Annotated in this window: 18 protein-coding genes; 4 read left to right on the top strand and 14 right to left on the bottom strand. The window is 34.6% G+C overall.

All coding sequences use genetic code 11. The annotated features are described in order from the left end of the window. Positions 1–47: 47 nt before the first annotated feature. The 6 genes from C4F50_RS05595 to C4F50_RS05570 form a co-directional block, all read right to left on the bottom strand. Positions 48–452, bottom strand: a complete 405-nt coding sequence (locus tag C4F50_RS05595; protein WP_193845429.1) for a response regulator — start codon at positions 450–452, stop codon at positions 48–50. Between the two features lie 569 nt (positions 453–1,021). After that, positions 1,022–1,600 carry a DUF4833 domain-containing protein gene (locus C4F50_RS05590; RefSeq protein WP_193845428.1) on the bottom strand — a complete coding sequence of 193 codons (579 nt, stop codon included), beginning with the start codon at positions 1,598–1,600 and terminating at the stop codon, positions 1,022–1,024. A gap of 17 nt (positions 1,601–1,617) precedes the next feature. Then, positions 1,618–2,049, bottom strand: coding sequence for a GtrA family protein (locus tag C4F50_RS05585; protein WP_193845427.1), 432 nt, complete (start codon positions 2,047–2,049; stop codon positions 1,618–1,620). A gap of 1 nt (position 2,050) precedes the next feature. Further along, entirely contained in the window at positions 2,051–2,737 is a 687-nt protein-coding gene (locus C4F50_RS05580) for a CDP-alcohol phosphatidyltransferase family protein (protein ID WP_193845426.1), read from the bottom strand. Positions 2,738–2,889: 152 nt separating this feature from the next. Further along, a complete protein-coding gene (locus tag C4F50_RS05575; protein ID WP_193845425.1) occupies positions 2,890–3,696 on the bottom strand; it encodes a phytanoyl-CoA dioxygenase family protein in 807 nt (268 codons plus the stop codon). Positions 3,697–3,927: 231 nt separating this feature from the next. Next, positions 3,928–4,716 (bottom strand): SDR family NAD(P)-dependent oxidoreductase, encoded by a 789-nt coding sequence (locus C4F50_RS05570; RefSeq protein ID WP_193845424.1) that lies wholly within the window; start codon positions 4,714–4,716, stop codon positions 3,928–3,930. Positions 4,717–4,892: 176 nt separating this feature from the next. Here C4F50_RS05570 and C4F50_RS05565 point away from each other — a divergent pair, with 176 nt between their 5' ends. The 3 genes from C4F50_RS05565 to C4F50_RS05555 all read left to right on the top strand — a co-directional run bounded on the left by C4F50_RS05565 (position 4,893) and on the right by C4F50_RS05555 (position 7,750). Next, positions 4,893–6,197, top strand: coding sequence for an alginate export family protein (locus C4F50_RS05565; protein ID WP_193845423.1), 1,305 nt, complete (start codon positions 4,893–4,895; stop codon positions 6,195–6,197). A 126-nt stretch (positions 6,198–6,323) separates the two neighbouring features. Next, positions 6,324–6,902 carry a TetR/AcrR family transcriptional regulator gene (locus C4F50_RS05560; protein WP_193845422.1) on the top strand — a complete coding sequence of 193 codons (579 nt, stop codon included), beginning with the start codon at positions 6,324–6,326 and terminating at the stop codon, positions 6,900–6,902. A 56-nt stretch (positions 6,903–6,958) separates the two neighbouring features. Next, complete coding sequence (locus tag C4F50_RS05555; RefSeq protein WP_193845421.1) at positions 6,959–7,750, top strand: glucose 1-dehydrogenase; 792 nt, start codon at positions 6,959–6,961, stop codon at positions 7,748–7,750. 182 nt (positions 7,751–7,932) lie between these two features. Here C4F50_RS05555 and C4F50_RS05550 read toward each other — a convergent pair whose 3' ends face one another. Then, a complete protein-coding gene (locus C4F50_RS05550) occupies positions 7,933–8,493 on the bottom strand; it encodes a hypothetical protein (RefSeq protein WP_193845420.1) in 561 nt (186 codons plus the stop codon). 282 nt (positions 8,494–8,775) lie between these two features. Here C4F50_RS05550 and C4F50_RS05545 point away from each other — a divergent pair, with 282 nt between their 5' ends. Continuing rightward, the gene (locus tag C4F50_RS05545) at positions 8,776–9,180 is read left to right on the top strand and encodes a helix-turn-helix domain-containing protein (RefSeq protein ID WP_193845419.1); all 405 of its coding nucleotides are present in this window, start codon (positions 8,776–8,778) and stop codon (positions 9,178–9,180) included. Positions 9,181–9,297: 117 nt separating this feature from the next. Here C4F50_RS05545 and C4F50_RS05540 read toward each other — a convergent pair whose 3' ends face one another. From C4F50_RS05540 to C4F50_RS05510, 7 genes are all read right to left on the bottom strand, one after another. After that, complete coding sequence (locus tag C4F50_RS05540) at positions 9,298–9,468, bottom strand: hypothetical protein (protein ID WP_193845418.1); 171 nt, start codon at positions 9,466–9,468, stop codon at positions 9,298–9,300. A gap of 168 nt (positions 9,469–9,636) precedes the next feature. Continuing rightward, a complete protein-coding gene (locus C4F50_RS05535; RefSeq protein ID WP_193845417.1) occupies positions 9,637–11,343 on the bottom strand; it encodes a P-loop NTPase fold protein in 1,707 nt (568 codons plus the stop codon). Between the two features lie 359 nt (positions 11,344–11,702). Continuing rightward, entirely contained in the window at positions 11,703–12,380 is a 678-nt protein-coding gene (locus tag C4F50_RS05530; RefSeq protein ID WP_193845416.1) for a hypothetical protein, read from the bottom strand. 49 nt (positions 12,381–12,429) lie between these two features. Then, the gene (locus C4F50_RS05525; RefSeq protein ID WP_193845415.1) at positions 12,430–13,857 is read right to left on the bottom strand and encodes an amino acid permease; all 1,428 of its coding nucleotides are present in this window, start codon (positions 13,855–13,857) and stop codon (positions 12,430–12,432) included. Positions 13,858–14,115: 258 nt separating this feature from the next. Then, positions 14,116–15,630: a carbohydrate-binding domain-containing protein gene (locus C4F50_RS05520; protein ID WP_193845414.1), complete on the bottom strand. Its 1,515-nt coding sequence runs from the start codon at positions 15,628–15,630 to the stop codon at positions 14,116–14,118. Positions 15,631–15,947: 317 nt separating this feature from the next. Continuing rightward, complete coding sequence (locus C4F50_RS05515) at positions 15,948–17,513, bottom strand: SusD/RagB family nutrient-binding outer membrane lipoprotein (protein ID WP_193845413.1); 1,566 nt, start codon at positions 17,511–17,513, stop codon at positions 15,948–15,950. Positions 17,514–17,544: 31 nt separating this feature from the next. Further along, positions 17,545–20,880, bottom strand: coding sequence for a SusC/RagA family TonB-linked outer membrane protein (locus C4F50_RS05510; RefSeq protein ID WP_193845412.1), 3,336 nt, complete (start codon positions 20,878–20,880; stop codon positions 17,545–17,547). Positions 20,881–21,098: the final 218 nt, after the last annotated feature.

Genomic DNA, 21,098 nt, shown 5'->3' with positions numbered 1-21,098 from the left:
TACAAGTCTTAATTTTGGGTGACAATCGTACAAGGTATTTCAATTCATTATACTTTTTGATCAGACAATTCAGGAGGAATTATCTTTTGCAGAGATTTAAAAAGTTTTCTAAAGTTCGTATGCTTCTTCAAAAACTGCACTCTCTTGAATTTACTCATCACTTCCTCTAGTACAAGTCCAGAATTTCGAGAATAAAGCACAACGGGAATCCTTTTTAGACCTTTAATATCTCGAAGTAATTTGAGAAATCCGGTTCCATCAAGATACAGCATATTATAATCCAGGAAAATTATATCTGGTGATAATTTTGAATCCTGAAGCTTCTTTAGAGCTTCAAGTGCACTGCTTTCTACTGATGATCTAATTTTATTATTAATTGCATTCAGGACTAATACAAAAGTCTCTGCCTCATCATTAATATCGTTGACTAGTAATATATTTTTGTATTTCATTCCCAACTAATTTTAGCGAAAAAAGTTCTACATTAACGCAGTTATTGTTCTAAATTCAGTACAATTTTATAACAAAATAAAACTAGATGAAAGGATACTAATGCTAATTTGTAATAACTCTGAAAAACTTTGTAATAAGTTAAAGTCTCTATTCTTTTTGATGACTGTAAGCAGCTGCTATTTTGAGTTTTTTTAGCAAACCCGATTCGATAGCGCGGATTTCTAATCCGTGCCCCCGATCTCGCAGATTTGTAATCCGGGCTATCGTTGTATCGTTGCGGTTAATATTAGGAACGGGCACGGATTACAAATCCGCGCTATCTTTGTGCTATCGTTGCGGTTAATATATTAGGAACGGGCACGGATTACAAATCCGCGCTATCTTTGCGCTATCTTTGCGCTATCTTTGCGCTATCTTTGCGCTATCGTTGCGCTATCGTTGCGCTATCTTTGCGCTATCGTTGCGCTATCGTTGCGCTATCGTTGCGTGCTATCGTTGCGCATAGCATATCTTTGCGATCAACTTCTATAGTGGAATCGTGCGGGTCAACACGAAAATAGTTATCTTGTTACAATAACATTCTTTCTGTAATTGTTTTATTTGAGGAAGTATCAATTCCGGTAACTTCAGCATATTTTACATTTGGCAGCCAAAAAGAACCTCCTTCGATGCGCACAAATATTTTTTCTACCTGTATTTTTTTCTGGTTTATATTCACAAAAACACGATATTTTTGATCTGAACCTATCTTTTTCAAGGTTAAGGGTAACTTTTTATACGATACAAATAGAAGCTCAAATTCCTCATTATCTAAGGTTTTAGTTTCTAATCCGTATGCAAATTTACGTTGCACATAACTAAAGTCTTTTTTTTCTCCTTTCTCAGCATATCGAATCCAATAGGCTTTTATAGGGTCGCTTTTGTTTATTTTTCCATTTTCTTCGTAGTTTATGGCATAAATAGCGGTGTTTATATTGGGGTCCCGCTGAATATAAAATACCATATTATCTATGTTTTTCGGCGTTGGAAAATGTAATGGCGATGGATTTTTGGATTGTGCCAATAGATTATTTTCAGAAATCATATTTACTAAGATCGTTATAACGATTAGTGTTTTTGTAAAATATTTAAATGATAATTTATTCATAACAAAATATTTATGCGCTAATTTGATTCGGTTACATTCTGTTCTTCGTTTGCCCTAAAAACCCAATATTTAATCAGTGGATAATTAAATCCGTAGGAAACAAAACTATCCGTGATTAATCTTCCGATTCTATAATCGATTTGAAATACTCTTTGCAAAACAAGCGTACCAAATGATTTTAAGGAGATGCTTCCTAATACAACCAACGCGAATTTTAAAAGCTGCTTATTGATGGGACTGCTGTAGCCCGATTGATTTTTAAATACCCAAAATCTGTTGATGCTGAAATTGATAATGGCGCCAACGGTTCCGGAGATTAGAATAGAAAAGGTAAAATGCAGTTTAAAGACTTCAGTTAACAAAATCATTAAGCAATAATCGGTAATCCCGCCTAAAAATGCCGCTATTTGTGCCTGCAGAAATGTAAAAACAGATTGTTTCCTGAACATATCAGACTTGGTTTTTATCTTTTAAATCGCCCAGCTTTAAAAGATAAAAACTATCTATAATATTAATGATAAGCAATATAAAAGAAATTAAGCCAGCCAGATAGGCAATTGATCCATGAAATAAAACTTCTATAATTAAAATTAAAGCAATAATAAATCGAAGTTCGGTTGGACCGACAAAGCCGGAATCTATACTGTATTCGTTTGTAATTTTGTAGCGCAACTGACTGATAATGATAGACCAGCCGTATAGCGCGACAAAAGCAAAGGCTACTATTTCTGTACCGTTTGCAGCATAAATGTAGTAGCCAAGGCCTATGAGTACAATACCGATCCAATCGGCAATGATATCGAGTGCAAAACCATACCAGCGGCGTGGAATATTTCTATAATAGGCCAATCTTCCGTCTAAAGAATCGCCTAACCAATTTACAGCCAGTCCGATAATACCCAAAAGCAAATACCAGTCTGCGACATAAGCACCTAAAACAAAGGCTAAAAAAACGAATCCCGAACCCAGTGTACCAATTAAAGTGAGTAAGTTTGGCGAAATGAATTTAGGCACCTTTGGAAGCACAAATACAATCGTTAACTGTTCTGCTTTTTTTAAAATATTAGTTCGCTTACGGTCTGAAAATGTTCTTTCTGCAATTGCTGTATAATCTTCAACCTGTGTTTCTTTTTCCATTAGTAGCCCAATATTTGCAAGCCAGATACTATACCAATTCTAGTTTTATGATTTTTAATTTTATTCTTCGCTGCGTATTTTTAAAAAAATCGCTGGTTCTTTTTAGCTTACCTGATCTAACCAGATAACTAAATGCAATAACAAACAGCATATTACTTAACAATACCCGCAAAACGTTGATAGAAAACTGTTGGGCTGTTCTCGTTTTTAGGAGCATATTTTCCTGCTATAATTGGAATATAAATAACTCTCCTTCTGCTTTCTTCGCCACGGATAGAAGATTGTGCAACTCTGTGCCACAAACGGCCGTCGTGAACGGTTAAATCTCCAGCTTCTGGATTGATAGAAACTTCCTGTGGATCAGGGTTATTATCTAAAAAGTATTTTTTACGGAAAAGCATCTGATAAATGCTTTGTTTGTGAGTACCTGGAATGATTTTAAGACCGCCGTTTTCGGGTTTCAAAGTGCTTAAGTGAATCCCTACATTGAGCATTGGGTTTAATTTTCCACCATAAAAAATATCTCTTAAACCATCTGTATGCCAGCCCATTTTAGTAAACTTGCTTTCTGGTCCATTGATATAATGATTGAAAACCATTCCGTCTTTTTCTTCAATGCCTAATCTTGAGCCATCTCCTGCCAATGGTAATAAACTATTAAATCTTGGATCCAATAAAAGACCGCTTAAGGCTTGATGATGTTGATTGATAAAAGCAAAACGCTGTACAATTGGAGATCCGTCTAAATCTTTTCCGTATTTAATAGGAACACCATTTACTTTTTGAAGATCATTGTCTATCCATTTTTGCTCCACTTGTTTGGAAGCATCAATGATGGAGGAAACAGTTTCCGGGTTTATGAATTTTTTGAAATGAATAAAGCCAAATTCATTAAAAAAGGCAATTTGCTCATCAGTTAATTGATTAGTAAGGGTAAATGTTTTATAAGAAGATACCATGATAATATAGATTTAATAAATGAAATAATAGAGTTATAATTTTATCTGAAAGATTAACAGCAGCAACAACAACAGCAACAACACATTCGCATGTTTGCCTGCATTCGATCTTTACGAAAATTAAACTTACTTCTTTTATTAGACATACTCTATAGAATTAGTAGACATTTATACAAATGTAATATAATTTCTCATTTGAGAAAATTTTTTCTTCATTTTTTTTTAAAAAAATTAAATTTTATAGATTCCAGCCGCAGTTTTTTCGATAAAAGCCTTTGGTAATATACGGTTCGCGTAAACGGAAATGATATTGGTAAATCCCGGAATAACCTCAGATTTTTTGCTGAACATGGCTTTTACAGCCATTTTTGCCACTTCATCTGGCTGCATATTAAACTTTTCAGCCATTTTGTTTAGAGCACTTAAACCCGCTCTTGCTGCAAAACCAGTAGCAACTGGGCCGGGACTAAAACATGTTACAGAAATTGAAGTTGGAGCAAGTTCGAAACGCAGCGCGCGCGTAAACGACAAAACAAAAGCCTTTGTAGCTGAATAAACGGCCAGCGTGGGTACTGCCTGATAGGCTGCAGTACTCGATATATTTAAAATGTAGGCTTGTTTTTCTTGCGAAAGTAGGGGTACTAATAAATGTGAAAGTTCTACAACAACATTCATGTTAAGCTGCATCATGCCAAGCTGATCGCTTAAAGAAGACCGGCTAAAATCGCCCCACACGCCATAACCGGCATTGTTAACCAAAATACCCACTGGATAGTTATTCACTTTTATCCATTCGGTTACTTTTTGCGATGCACCGTTAATCGAAAGATCAATGGGTAAAACAGCCGTACTGATTCCGTATTTAATTTGAAGATCATCAGATAGTACTTTTAACTCCTCCCCGCTTCTTGCAACGAGCAATAGCGGATACCTCTGTTTGGCCAATTCAGAAGCAATAGATTTTCCAATGCCTTTGCTGGCACCGGTTATTAAAGCATACGGTTTCGTTGTTTCGCTCATTGTATTCATTTAATTATCAAATATAAAGATTAATTGTAAACCGCTGCATCTCAAATTACTGCTAAGAGAAACACAACAATAAACAGTAATGTTGTTATGCATTTTTTTACAATGCAAATCTTGAAATAAATTCATTATTATTGCAATGTATACTAAATTAGTAGAATATAAAACTTATGACGGCAAAAGTTCTAGGAAAATTATCTATCACTTCTGTGTTACTGTTTGTTTCTTTATACCAATCATTGGCACAACAGAACGACAGCTTATCTAAACACTTCTTTGTGAATGTAGAACTAAGACCAAGAGCTGAATTTACTTCCAACTATATATTACCGCCGAACGACTCCATTGATCCTTATTTTTATATTACACAGCGAAACAGAATTTCTATTCAATACGAAAGCGAAAAATGGCTTATAAAATCAGATTTGCAGGAAATCCATCTTTGGGATCAGGATAACAAAGCATCCAAAATTGGAAGTATTAATTTTTATCAATTATTTTTAGAGACGAAATTCAAAGCAGTAAATATCCGTTTAGGAAGACAAAGTATCCTACTCGACAACGGTAGACTTTTTTCTGATGCTCCATGGGCACAGCAAGGAAGGGCGCATGAAGGAATACGCATCATGAAATATTCCAAACACTTTTCCAATGATTTCTTCTTTTTATTTACACGAAATTATGGCAATGAGTTTGACGCGGCTTATTCACCGGTTGCATCCAATCGATACAAATACCTGTTAATGAATTATTTCAGTTATACATCTGGTAATAACTTTTCTTTTAATGCTATGAATATTGTTGATTTTTTAAAGGATGCAAAATCGGGGGAAATGCATACACGGGCAACTTCTGGAGGAAGAATTGAATTTAAAAAAAACCGATGGTATTATACGCTCAACTCTTATTTACAGTTTGGCAATAATCCTAAAGGTCAAAAGTTGTTTGCCTATTATTTTCAGCCGGAAATTAAATTGTCTCTTCAAAAATCCAGCTGGCGTTTAGGTGCCGAAATAATCAGCGGGAGCAGTTCTCAATTATCCCAAACAAGCTCTGGAGATTTTGACGTTTTGTATGGCGTAACCTGGAAATTTAACGGAAATATGAATGTATTTACCCGCTTCCCTGCTGATGTTGGCGGAAAAGGTTTAATAAACCCTTATCTCTTTGCGGCAATTCCATTGAATACCAAATTATCGCTTCGTTCCGATTTTCATCTCTTCTATACACAATATCACTTACTCAATAATTCAGGTCAGGAAGTGAAAAAATTCCTTGGCTTCGAAAATGATCTTTCCTTAAAATATGTTCCCGTAAAGGAATTAGAAATCAATTGTGCTTTTTCTTTCTATCAGTCTTCAAGCACAATGCAATATCTTCCTAAAATACAAGATGAAAACAAATTTGCGTTTTGGAGTTATCTAATGGTTTCGTATTCATTTAATGCTGTCAATTTGAAGCGCTACAAAAACTAGTATTTCATTTTATTAATTATCAATGTTTCCTCAAACTTGCTGAGAGCAGGGAAATTTTTCCTTAAAAAAAAGTTATAATTGGTCTCTTCTTACTTAAATGAATATTTTTTCATTTAACTTTACTATATGAGACCACTAGATCCTTTCAAAAGAGACAAAATCCTAAATGCTGTATACATACTTACAGGCCGACAGGGATTGGCAAGCGTTACGATTGCAGGCATAAGTAAAACGGCTGCAATTGCCACCGGAACCTTGTATATCTACTTTAAAAACAAAGAAGAAGTTGTCCAATTGGCCTATGCCGCCGTAGAGGATAAAATGACACAGGCAATGTACCGCGACTTTGATATAAATATCCCTATAAAGCAGTCACTTAAGAAGATTTACATCAACATGCTGGACTACAGGCTAAAAAATTACGACGAAACTGTATTTATCGACCAGTATCAACAGTCTGCCTACATACAGCTAAATTTCTCTAAACAACTGGAAGAGTACGAAAAACAGAACAAACCATTGTACGATCTTTTAGAAAAAGGAAAGCGGGAAGGAATCATAAAGGAAGTAGAATCCATTATACTCATCAGCTTTTTTGATGGTGCAGTACGCTCCTGCTCTACAGGCATCATTCAAAAACTATTTCCATTAAACCAACAGCTCATTGATGATTACTTTGATATGATCTGGAGAGGAATGAGCTGATCAATCCCACTTTAAATGAATAATTTTTCAATTAACGAATTTTAATACTAAATATCATGAGCATTTTTAAAGACAAAACAATTATAATTACCGGAGCCGCTATGGGTCTTGGACTTGCAGCAAGTAAAGCTGTAGCACAAAAAGAAGCTAACTTATCTATTGTAGATTACAATGCCGAAGCACTAGAAAAAGCTAAAGCAGATATCCTGTCGGTTGCGCCAAATGCAAAAATCATCACTATAGTGGCTGATGTTTCAGATGAGCAGGCAGTCAAAAATTATGTAGACCAGACAGTAAAGGAATTTGGCCGTATAGACGGATTCTACAACAATGCTGGTATCGAAGGAAAACAGGCGCCATTAGTAGATTACGACATCAATGTATTTAAGAAAGTAATAGACATTAACCTTATGGGAGTGTACTATGGTCTAAAATATGTTATACCTGTAATGCAGCAACAAGGTGGAGGGAAAATTGTAAACGTGGCTTCTGTAGGCGGGATCAGAGGGGTTATAAATCAGATGCCGTATGTGGCAAGTAAACATGCCGTTTCGGGTATGACCAAAAATGCGGCAATTGAGTACGGTAAAGACGGAATATACACTAATGCAATCGCACCAGGGGCTATCCTGACGCCAATGGTGGCAGAAGCTTTTAAACAGTTAAATCCTGCCGACCCAAAAGCAGCCGAAACAACATACGCACAAAGAAATCCGACAAGAAAATTAGGTAAACCTGAAGATGTGGGCAACCTTGTAGCCTTCCTTCTTAGCGATGAATGTCAGTATGTAAATGGGCAGACCATTGCAATTGATGGTGGAGAATCAAACCTATACGGTAATTCATAAATCAAAAGAGTTTTTTTACAAACGGATTATGGCATAAGCTGTAATCCGTTTTTTTTATGCGCGGTCGCGCGGATTTGCAATCTGTGCCCGCAAAGTATATTTTTTTACTATATACTTTCATCCGTTTTTTATTAATTAGGAACGGGCAAGGAAAGAATTTCCGCGTTATCGTTGTGTATATTTTATTCTATAACACAAGCGGTCTGATTCTGATTCTTGATTTTCTCCACTCCCCTTTCTCTCATCAGTTCTGCTGCATCGAGCATTTTGACTAAATGAACATAAGGCGTTGTCAAATCAAGGTCAATATCTGCAACACAAGGAGACAATGACAGCTCCAGGATCTGATAGAGAAATAATTCAAATTCTTCAAGAGTTTTTACTTCAAACGCTTTTTCAAATACCATAAATGGATTATCGTATTCCTCCTTCGTCAGAGAAGAAAGATGAAAAACCTTTTCAGAGCGCAAAGACTTTTTTATCTTCCATTTTTTACTTTTCTTTTTGAGGCAGTAACAGACTTTAAGAAAAGATTTGACAACAGAATACAAAATAAAAATATCAGAGGGATTCTCATTTTTGTAGACTTCTTTTTTATAGCAGTACATTGCCACCCCGCTTAAACTTTGTTTATAATAATCCAGATGTGCAAAGTCAAAAAAAGCATTAATTGCCTTAAATGGATTTCCTGCCGTATATCCTGCCCAAAAGCTGGTTTCAAAGGATATTTTATTCTTTTTCATAGTCAATAGATTTAAAAACTTGTACGAAATTACGCTCTTTTAAAAAACTAATCTATTCGAAAAGCGGATATAATATCTACGGTATATTCAATGGCCAATTGCACTGTATTATTTCATATTACATCGGCATTATAGCAGAAAAATATTGGAATAGAACATAAATAGAATTGGTATAATATCTGACAAAAAGAACAATCTTTTATGGGATATTTTTCTATCTTTGAAACTCAGGATTAGCCGAAATGGCTTTATCTTTGAGCCTTTAGAAAATTGCTATTGATTATGGAACAGAAAATACATCAGGGAAGAAACGTAAAACGTTTTAGAGAAATGCTTAACATCAAGCAGGAAGCTTTGGCTTATGATCTGGGCGAAGACTGGAACCAAAAGAAAATTTCTATGCTGGAGCAGAAAGATGTAATTGAAGAAAATTTGCTGAAACAAATTTCAGCGGTATTGAAAATTCCTGTGGAAGCTTTTCAGAATTTTGATGAAGAGCAGGCGATAAATATTATTTCGAATACTTTTGATAATTGTCAACAACCTGCATCTGTATTTTACAATTCAACAGTTAATCACATTGATCAATTAATTAAACTACACGAAGAGAAAATTGCTTTATATGAAAGGATGTTGAAAGAGAAAGATGAAATGATGGTAAAGCTTGAAAAATTGATTAATAAATAGTTAATCTATAAATTATAAAAAGAGACTTTTGAGTCTCTTTTTCTTTATAGCACCTGCTGGCGCGAGCGTCTCGCTCGTGAACACAAAGCATAGAATTTCCATAAATTTAATAAAATATTAATGAAAGATCTTATCCCCAAATATATTTAGATTGCGTTCACGAGCGAGACGCTCGCGCCAGCGAGGGGTCAGTTGATTTTGAATTTCTTGAATGGAAAGGGATTTCCCAAAGTCTTTAGCAAGAATTTTTAGAATATTATCTAAGTATTTTACAGGTTTATTATTCATGTTTTCTTTTTTTTGGTCTCTCAATACTAACATTCTCGCGTTACAAACAGTTTGGAATTAAATTAATGCCTATTCTGGTATTTGTCAAATCATCGCAAATACTAAAACCAACTTTTCATTAATCCAATTGCTCAAATCCGTTGCAGTAGCTGTTATTGGTTTTGTCTATTAAGCAGCACTATCGTTCTGTAATTCTAATATTTTCTCCTTGTTAAATTCCCAAATTTTACAACTTAAAAGAATTTTTCCATCTTTTTCCCAAAATTTTACATCCTTAAAATTTTTAGGCATTTTTTCTGATTTAGTATGAGTAAATATCATATCAATAAATAAAGGGACATAATTAATTCTATTTACCATCACATTCTCCTTAATTCTATGGATATATCCAAGATTAATTAAAGTATTAAGAATATCCTCATTTTCTTTAAAAGAAATATAAGGATATAAAATTACATTTGTTTGCAATCCATGAACAACCTCCTCTTCAATTATACTATATAATTTTCTAATTTGATCATCTGGTAAATATGCTTCTTCAGCAATAAGACCATCTTTACTTTTCTTAATCTCACGTATTACTTGAGATAATACCATCTTATGTATTTTATTCTTATTCTCAGCTTTTGAATACTTTACCATATGACTAAAGACATCTAGAAAATAACGCGGTAAAGCTCCCGAAGCTCTAATGCAATCATTAATTACAACTGTATCATTAAATAATTTATTAATTCGAATTGTTGTAAAATCAAGCTTTGGATCTATACTGCATAAAATTTTAAAAAGTAAATCTTTATTTGATTCTAATTCGCAAAATTCTCGATCAAGATTTATTGTACTAAAATCATCTTTATGGGATAAAATTTTATTATGGTCTTCATTCAGTTTAAATCTATTTGGTACTAAACAGGCTTTATACGAAAATGCCATGTCACTAGTCTCTTTATTTAAATCATGTAAATATTGAAATATGAATGGTTGATTATCAATGGGAATTTGATAAAAATCATCAAGAATTAAAAAAACAGGTCTTTTTTCTTTTTTATAAAATGATTCAAGACAATTTATAATATCTTGTTTTAGTTCATCCAAAGCTTCTATCTTAGAATATTTACCACTATATTCGAAATTATTTTCGCTACTTGATTCATTTTGACTTATAATTGAAAAAGAAGCTTCTACTGAGGAAGCAGCCTTTATTAAATCGAGATATTTAGAATCTGCCCCAATAGAAACTAAGGATTTAAAAGATTTGTCGCTCTGTAGTTTCTTTTTGTTGGATTTGTTGATTAAAATAGTTGCCTCATTTGGAGTTTCTTTTATAATATTTAAACGATTTATGATTGAAGAAATTTGATTATAAAGTTTATCATTTTCAACTATATTATTATTCCAAATCGCTTTACTAATAAGACCATAATAAAGAGATTTTAGTCTGTAATATTTTACTTTTGTTTTTCTAATCAAATATGGTTCCCAGTCTTTGTCAAGCTCTAATGTTTTTTTTAAATCCTTAAATAAATATGTGAGAACTTCAATTAAAGGTAAATCAGATCCTTGCCGTTGTTTTCCCTGCATGTCTACAACTGTAACTAATCCATTTGCTTTTCTAATTTCCTCAATCACTTTAATCAATAGAGAAGTTTTTCCAGAACCTCTTCTACCGACAATTAGATGATTTACTGGATTTTTAAGAGTTTTGACATGGTTAAGAGGATCAATATAATTAATTTGATTATTTATATCTTTGATCTTTCTTCTTTTTATAACCTCTATTTTGTCAAGTAATTGATCTACTTCTGGAAAGGATAAATTAAAATTTTCGTAGTCTTTTATTTTAGGTTTATAAACCTTTGTCGTTTTATCTTTCATTTAGTGATATTTTGATTTTCTCTTCATTTTTTCACAATAAAGCTAATAGCAATATATACATTTATGAGATTTTTTTTAACAAAATAAAAATTAACTTATTAAGATAATAGTTAACATATTTTTCATAACTTCTAAAAGATAGTTACTAACCCCGATCCCCCGCTGGCGCGAGCGTCTCGCTCGTGAACGTTTTAATTCAGAAATACGTTTACGATAATTATCTATAGAAATAATTTAAATTAATTTTTTGCATTGACCGCACGAGCGAGACGCTCGCGCCAGCGGGGAACGGGGTTTATTTTAGTTGTCCTTCTTAAAAAACCTTATAAAAAACAAAGGAAATCGCTATCTAGACTCTTTTAAAGTATAACTATTCTTTTTTTAATTTTACGTTCTATTTCAGGTAAAACTTTATCATTTAAAAGATTATTCATGCTTTCATCAAAATTCGGAAAATTTGGAGGGCTAAGTATATTTTTCTTTTTTACATTGCTGATATTCCCAACATTAAAATCTGAAACTACTTCATTCGTTTCTAAATTTATTAAATCATTATTCAAAAATATATTTGTTCTTTTATCTCCATTAAAAGCTCCCGCATTTTCAAATTCTATTCCAAAATACCCATTAACAATAAGTAAATAGTCCAAATTGTATTTCTCTTTTGTTTTTTTTAAATCATCGTTTACAAATTCTCTTTTTGTCCAAACGAACATTGGGTTATTTGCTTTACTAATGGTATCTTTTATTTGAATAATTTCAACATTTAATGAAGCTAAATTTTTTAAATAGCCATTAATTAATCTTTCAGTCGGGTTTCCTTTTCCTGTTTCTAAAAATTTATAAGCACCATTAAACATATCCTTTTTGTCTACGTTTGATATTTCAACCGTATTAGACATTACTTGTCTGGTTATTCTGTATGGACCATTAATATTAAAAATTACACCTAGTTTTTTCTTTTCAGGATTTTGCGAATAGCTAAAATTAAAAAGTACAGCTATACATACAATAAGAAAGATATTTCTTTGCTTCATTTTTTTATTTAATTAAGTTTTAATTGGGACACTAATAATTTAGGAAAACTTATTTCTCTTTCCCTTTAAAAACTTTATAAAACACAAAAAGAATCCCGATCCAAATAGGAATCAATTCTACGGATACCTTCATATTCGTCATCCACATGATGGATAAAATGCCCAATAAAAAAGCGAAACAGATATAATTGCTTACAGGATAAAATATAGAAGCAAACTTTGTTTTGGTGTTTTCTCTGTCTTTTGCACGTCTAAATTGAAGGTGCGTATACGAAATCATGACCCAGTTAATCACCAGACAAGAAACGACTAAAGACATTAAAATACTAAAAGCTTCTTCTGGCATTACTTTATTGATTAAAATACAGATTGCAGCAAAACAAGAAGAAATTAAAATAGCATTAACGGGTACCGAATGTTTGTTGAGTTTCTTTAAAAACTTTGGCGCACTGCCTTGATCTGCTAAACCAAATAACATTCGTGAGTTGCTGTAAACACTGCTGTTGTAAACTGACAAAGCAGCGGTTAATACAATTAGATTCAATACATTGGCGATAAGACTTGTAAAAAATATTTTGCTGCCAAAGAACTCAAATTCCATTCCGTTAAGATTTTGAAAAACCATCACAAACGGACTGCTGTCTGTCGTAATCTGTCTCCAAGGCGACAAAGCAAATAAAATAACCAACGCACCGACATAAAATATAAGAATTCTATAAATAACCTGATTGGTTGCTTTTGGAATGTTTTTCTCTGGATTTTCGGCCTCAGCAGCAGTAATTCCAATAAGTTCTAAACCGCCAAAAGAGAACATAATCAGCGCCATTGCGGTTAATAAACCCTGAAAATCACCGTTTGCCGTTTTTTCGAAGAAACCTTTTGGAAAGAAACCTCCATCGTTATACAAATTATGAATCGTGGCGTTTGCTCCGCCTGTACCGCTTATCAGCAAATAAGTTCCGAAAAGGATCATGGCAATAATCGCGACCACTTTTATAATTGAAAACCAAAATTCTGTTTCTCCGTACACTTTTACAGAGGCAAAATTCAAAGCATTAATAACCAGAAAGAAAAACAAACTGGATGCCCACAACGGAATTTCGGGCCACCAAAACTGTACATAAACTCCAATGGCTGTAAGTTCGGCCATACTAACTAGAATATATAAAATCCAATAATTCCAACCTGATGCAAAACCTGCAAAAGAACCGCAATATTTATAAGCAAAATAGCTAAAACTTCCCGATACAGGTTCTTCTACAACCATTTCGCCAAGCTGTCTCATAATAAAGAAAGCGATAATTCCGGCAATGGCATATCCTAAAATAACAGACGGCCCTGCTAATACGGCAGCCGGGCCAATGCCGAGGAAAAGACCTGTTCCTATAGAGCCGCCTAAGGCTATTAACTGAATGTGTCGGTTAGTAAGCCCGCGTTTAAGCTGATTTTCTGCTGCAGTATCATGATTTTTTTCCACAGATTAGTTTTTTAGGAGTTAAATGTATTTGGAAATGTACAGACAGCGAAGATAAGTTAAAAAAGGAATCGTACAAAGCTTCGTTTTATTGTATCTGTCAAAATCAAATATAAAATTTTAAGTTTTACAAGTTAATCTGCCGGCTTCTTTTCTGGGATTGACAATATCGTTGCAAAAAAACAAGTCCACACCCGAGCAGGCATGGACTTGTTTTTACTTATTCAAAAATTAATTTACAGCATTGCGTTTGCCATTTTATTACCTTCCTCCGCCGGTACTTCCTCCTATTTTAGTCACCATAGAGGTTAATGTAAAACTTGAAGATAGTACAGGATCACTAAAGGTTCCGCCTAAGTATAATCCATTAAATTCTGAAGCATTGGCAACACTAGAAACCGTAACCAGTTTATAAGTTTTACCCGAGCTGAATTTACTGCCTGATAATAGCAAAGTTGTAAAACTTGCAGGAGATTTGAAGGTCATTACTTCTGAGTTATCAGGATCTAATACACTGTATATAATTCCCGCATTTCCACTGCCCAAAATAGCAGAAGCCTGAGTCGATACGCTGGCAGTTGGTGAACTGGTTGCTCCTCCTGCACCAACTAAAAGTCCGCCTGTGATCTTAAAGGTATTATTATCGCAATCAAAACCTTCTTCTGGGCTTTTGGCTCCTATAGCAAAGATTTTACCGCCCGTTACAGTAAGTGTGCCATTAGAATCAATTCCGTCATTTGTGGTACTATACGAGGTAATGGTTCCATCATTAATATAAATTGCTTTACCAGCGTTTATTCCATCATCAACAGCCTTAATATTAATAGTTCCGCCATTTATGGTAAGGGTGCTTTTACTCTCTATTCCCTCTCCTCCTGTACCGGTAGTTGTGATAGAAATCGTTCCTCCATTGATTACCACATACGGATCTATGGTAGTATCGGTATCATACGAAGCCGTTATTCCGTCATCTGCTGCAGTAATTGTAATGGTTCCCGCGTTGATCACAATGGGTCCTTCTTCAGCTTCGATCCCGTCGCTCGAGGCATTGATGTTCAGAGTACCGCCATCGATATAAACTCCGTCATTGGTATGAATACCGTCTGAAGCAGCTTTGGTGATCGTAATCGTACCGCTTTGTACACGCACATAATCATCTGCAGCAATAGCATGTTTATTGTTCCCTGTAATATTAAGAATGCCTGTACCTGAAAAAATAAGCTGTCCTTCGCTAAAAAAAGTTCCCTTTTGGTCTTCTGTAGAAGTGGTATAAGTAACTCCGTCCTCTAAAGTGTTTGTTCCGTTCAAGACAATAAAAGCACGCTTACCAGACTGAATGTTAATCGCCGGCCCATCGCTGTTTCTAATTGATACGCCATTTAGAGTTAGTTTGTATTTTTTATCACTGTAGATTTTCAGCATTCCGTCTGTTGTCGAACCAGTAATTTCGTAAGCTATTTCGGCAGCAGTAGAAGTTACTGTAACATCTGCGCCAGAAGTGGTAACGGTTACTCCAGTTACTCCGTTTTCGACTGTTGCAGTGGTACCGTTAAATGTAATTTTAACTGTAGAAGTAAAAGTAGAATTGGCCAATATATCATCTGCATTCGCTCCAGTCTCTGACGATCCTTCGGCAGTTCCCTTTGCTGTCGCTGCGCTAATTGTTACCGAATCAGCTGTAACGATGGTTTCGTCCTCGCTATCACTGTCTTTTGAACACGAAACAATCGCAATGCCTAAAAGCAGGCAGGAATAGAAATATCTTTTTGTTTTCATACTATTGGGTATTTAGAAAAGCTGTACTTCTGCATTTAGAATATAACTAATTAATAAACAGAGAGTAAACTAATACAATTGTAACTGCAATACTATGTATATTTTGAAAATCCGAAAAATAAACTAGACCAGCACGCCTTATTTTGTCGTGAAAGAAATGATTTTCTCTACGAATGGTTATTGAAAATTCTGTTTAATAGTATTGAAACGGTATGCTATTTTTCTTATTGGAGAAAGATTAACTCTACATATTCCTAAAAAAAAACCTTGATTGAAAATACAATCAAGGTTTATAGGACGTTAGTAACTCTAAAATACTATTTTACATCCCAGAAAATTTTGGTACTCAAATTATCATTTGCTTTTACAGCATTGTAATTATCAGGATTATAAACACTTTCTGAATTTGGATAAGTCCAGCGTGTAGGAGGCGTTTTTCTAATACTGCTTGTTTCGTCTTCCATAAAGAATAAAACCGGAAGTTTAAGCCTTCTCTGCTCTGCCCAAGATTCATCTGCCTGCATAACATTGTAGTGAATGTATTTTTGAAACGCAATTAATTCTAATTGAGCTGCTGCAGTTGTAGCTCCTGCAAAATTGATAGCCGTAATATAAGCTTCAATCTCTGCTGCTGTTGGTTCTGTTGTTGGTTTCCAAGTTAATACATCTGCTTTATCTCCCAATCTTACATAATATTCAACTGATTGTCTGATTGCTTTTTCGAAATGCGTTTTTGCTGTAGCAGCATTCCCATTTCTGGTATAATATTCTGCTAATAGTAAGTTTACTTCTGCTGCATTTATCAATGTTCCTGGAAGCCATTTATTTCTGCTGATTACAGATCTGTTGTAGATCGCAATTTTTCCATCAGCGATCAATTGCTGCTGCGCTCCTGATGTTAACGACGGATCAAGCCCTACAAAATCTGTTGAACTGACTCCTTTTTCAAACAGCCATGTTTTACGCGGATCGTTATTAGCATTCATATGATCAATCATTGGTTTTGGAGCAATGTTATTATTCGCACCTTCTAAAGCATCAATAAAGCCAGCAGTATCCAAATCCGTATCCAATGTGTAAACTCTAAATGCTATGTTTTCTGCATTTTCATCTACAATTTTTGCCTCTGCAATGATTTCTGCTATTTCAGAATTTGCTCTTGAGGCTAAAGCAGGAACAGCAGAAACTCTATTTAATAATTTCAATCGCAGCGAGTTGCAATAGTTTTTCCAGCTTACTAAATCTCCTTTGTTAATTAAATCCTGATTTTTGAATTCAACGTCTAATTTAGCAGATAAAGTAATGGTGTTCAACTCTGCAGAAAAAGCTTTTAATTGATCCAGCATCATTATATAAAGATCTGTTTGTTTGTCGTATTTAGCCGATGCTGCAGCATAATTACCGCCTGTCAAACTAATTTTACCTGCGTCGTAAAAAGGAATATCTCCAAAATTATCAATCATTTTTGAAGTGTGGTCGTATAAATAAATCGTTGCAGTAAGCATGTAGATTCTGTTTTCTGTCTGATCTGCAGGAGACAAAGCAGCCATTACATTTTCTAACTCTCTGTATTGGGTAATAAATTTATAATATCTATTCCATCTATCGTTTACTGCTGGTCCCGGAATATAACGCCCTGTTGAATTGACAAATCCATGGCCTTGCGTATAACTAAGAGAGGTTGATCTTATTACAGTATAATAATTCCAATATGACGGAATTACGTCTTCAAAATTAATCTTCATAAATCCAGCAAACTGCTTAGGCATATTGGTAGTCACTACTGTTTCTGGATCTCTATAGGCATCTGCAAAATCATCCTCTGAACAAGAGCCCAAAAATAGAGCCGCTGCTGCTAATGATGTATATATTAATTTTCTCATGTTGTCTATTTTTAAATTATAATTTATCAAATTAGAAAGATGCTCTCAGCATTACACCATAACTTCTAGTTGATGGCGCTAATCCAGCATTGTTTACGTTTTCAGACCATCTTGATCCCGATGTAGTTGCTTCAGAATCCATATCTTTAATTGTTCTGTAGAGATAAAATAAATTACGCCCAAAAACAGAAAAAGTCAATTTAGTTGCGCCAATTTTACTAGCGTATGAAGACGGCACATTAAACGCAAGAGAAACTTCTCTCAATTTAACATAGTTATTTTTTTGAATGTACAATTCGTAACGTGAGCTGCTGTATTGCGGGCCTCCCCAGTTGTAAGTCATATTATAATATCCTGCCTGAGAGATCACATTTGTATTTGGTGTACCGTCTGGAGCTAAACCATCCATCAGCATACCATCGCGGTATAATGTCTGCCCGCCAGGTCCTGTTGTAGCGCTGTTAGGAACCTGAACTCCTTTACCGCCATCCATATAATAGGTTAAACCGCCGCGATCATTAGTACTATAATTTAGTGACTCTTCCGTTAATCCTCTTGATGTCATCCAGCTAACTCCAGTAGGCATCAAATAACCTCCATAAGAATAATCGATATTTACATCTAATGTTACGCTTTTATAGGTAAATGAGTTTATTAAACCTCCCACACCTTTTGGTGTAGCTGTTCCGTATTTTTCCCATTTATCGCCATCAATCATATAATAACCGTCAGAATCTACCAATTTATTGCCATTTGCATCTGTTTTAACAGGGTGTGCATAAATTCCTCCCATTGGCTGCCCTACAACAGATTTTAATTGAGCCGCAGATCCATCATAATCTTGATGTAATAATTCAGTGGCACCATTCGCTAATTTTAAAACTTTGTTTTCGTTTTTAGCCCAATTTAAGGTCACGTCCCATGAAAATGTTTCTGTTCTAAAAGGAGATCCTGTCAAAGCCACTTCAAATCCTTTATTGCTTAACTCTCCAACATTAGCTAATATTTTACTTGCTCCCGTAGTTGGTGCAAGAGTTAAATCAAGAATTTGATCTTTAATTTTAGCATTGTAATAAGAGAAATCTAATCCTAATCTTCTATTAAAAAATTTAGTTTCAAAACCAAGTTCATACTCATTTTTCATTTCAGGTTTTATACCCTCATTTCCATATTGATCTTGAGAATTTGTAATTAAAACTGGACTTAATGTTCCCTGAGTTCCCAAAGTATTTTGAACAAATGCAACGTTAGCTCTGTAACGATCTGGATAATTCCCCACGATACCCCATGAACCTCGCATTTTTGCATAACTAATAAACTCTGGCAGCTTCACCGCATCAGACAATACAAAACTTGTATTTACAGATGGGTAAGTAAAGGCATTATTGTTTGGATTCATTGTAGAAGTACGGTCTCTTCTAATAGTTCCTTCAATAAATAAATAGTTTTTGAAGCTCCCGCTCAATGTTCCAAAAACAGCATCTTTAATCATTTTGTATCTGGTAGAATTACTTGTCGCAATACCTATAGACGACTTCATATCGTACCATCCTTCAACACTTAAACCTCGATTTGTAGAACGCGTCAAAGTATTAGCCGTTTCCTGTGTACCAGAATAACCAACAACAGCATTAACGCCAAAAGAATCATTTATTTTTTTATTGTAAGTCAATAATAAATCACCATACAAAATATTATAGTCATTAGATTCCATCATAAAAGATCCCGAAACATCTCCGTCTCCGCCAAATTGGTAAACCAAAGGAATTTCTACCGGATTTTTATTTTCTATATTAACGGAAGTTAAATCTGTCGAAATACGACCTCGCAAGGCTAAATCGCTGGTAATCGAAAGAGTTTCTGTAACACTTGCAATCAAACGGTTGGTAATCTCATCCTGTTGTTTCGCATTGGTGTTCCAAAAATAATCACCAATATCCGTTTTGAAACCATTACGGATAATGTTTTCATTTGGAGTTAAGCTTACTCCCTGCAGCCCTGTAACGAATTTATATCCTAAACTAGTTTTGTATTTTTCTTTGTACCAGTCCCCGTTATCAAATGGACTCAACATTCCGGTAAAGTTATTTACCAGACGATCCATTGCTAAGCTGCGATTATGCACTTTCTGATTCATGTAACTCACAATAACATCTGTTTTTAATTTACCCGTTTTAAATGAGGTATTCAAATTAAAAGTATTCTTTTTGTTATTGTTGCCCATACTTAATCCTTCAGATTCAATATGTGTATAAGAAAAACGAATATTGCTGTTTTCAGTATTATTGGTAAGCGCGATGTTCGTTGTGGCATCCCAAGCATTTTGGAATAAATTTTTATATCCATCTCTTTGAGGACTATACGGACGAACTACTCCATCCCACGACATCACTGGCTGTCCGTCAAACCATGGCCCAAAATTGTTTGTACTCGCAGAAACCCCTCTGGTCTCACGTATTCCGTCTCCATCTGTATCATAACGTTCAAAACCGTCTGGTGCTAAATATCCGGTCGAATAATTGGCATTGGTCCAGCCTGGACCTCTTTCATACTGAAATCTTGGCATATATGCGATTTGATTACCCGAATAACTCGTACTGAAGTCAACACCTAATCCTTTTTTCCCTCTGCCCGATTTAGAAGTAATCAAAACTACTCCATTTACGGCTTCAGAGCCGTATAATGCTGCGGCTGAAGCTCCTTTTAAAATCGAAATATTTTCAATATCTTCAGGATTAATATCAGCAAGTCCATTACTTTTTACACGAGGTGCATTCCAATAATCATTGTTTTTAATCTCATTATCACGAATAGGCACACCATCTAGAATAATAAGCGGCTGGTTTCTACCAGTAATCGAATTTATTCCACGAATCTGAATATTAATTGCTCCTGCCCCTCCTGGAGTCGAAGAAATACGCACACCAGGTGCTTTACCATATAAAGAATTGGCAATTGTCGGTGAAGCTGTTTTTGTTATCGCATCCGATTTTATAATACTTGTGGCATAACCAATCGATTTATTTTTTTTAGTCTGTCCTAATGCCGTAACCGTAAGCCCTTCTAGCTCATTGGTGTCTGTCCCTAATTTTATTTCGATTCCTTGTTTCGCTTTTAATTCTACAGTCTTAAAACCAATTGCGCTGATGATTAAGGTCGCTCCGGGTTGTACTGCTATTTTAAAAACTCCATTTTCGTCTGTGGTAACTTCTTGCTTTGTTCCTTTTTCTTTAACATTCACATACGGCACAGGAATACCGGCATTATCTGTAATTACACCCGAAATAGCATTGTTTTGAGCATGTGTTTCTTGAAAGCACAGTACCGCTAGAAAAACTAACAGTACTTCGTATAACAATTTTTTCATATTAATTTGGTTTGATTGGAATTGGTTGTTTGGTCATTAACTTTTAGAAATTCTTCTGCTCCACAGAAGAATAGTCTGCAATTTCAAATTACTTTTCCTCCATTAGAAATTGTAATCATCTGATGCTGTGTCTCTAATTCTCTAATTTTTTTTCATAAGCAGTTGTTTTTATTGGTGGTTAATACGTTAAAAATTGGCATGTAAAAGGGTGCTAAATC

It is taken from the genome of Flavobacterium hungaricum, assembly GCF_015182285.1.
Lineage (GTDB): Bacteria > Bacteroidota > Bacteroidia > Flavobacteriales > Flavobacteriaceae > Flavobacterium > Flavobacterium hungaricum.
The sequence above is the reverse complement of the archived record's forward strand: the minus strand, read 5'-3'. Positions and strand labels throughout refer to the sequence as shown.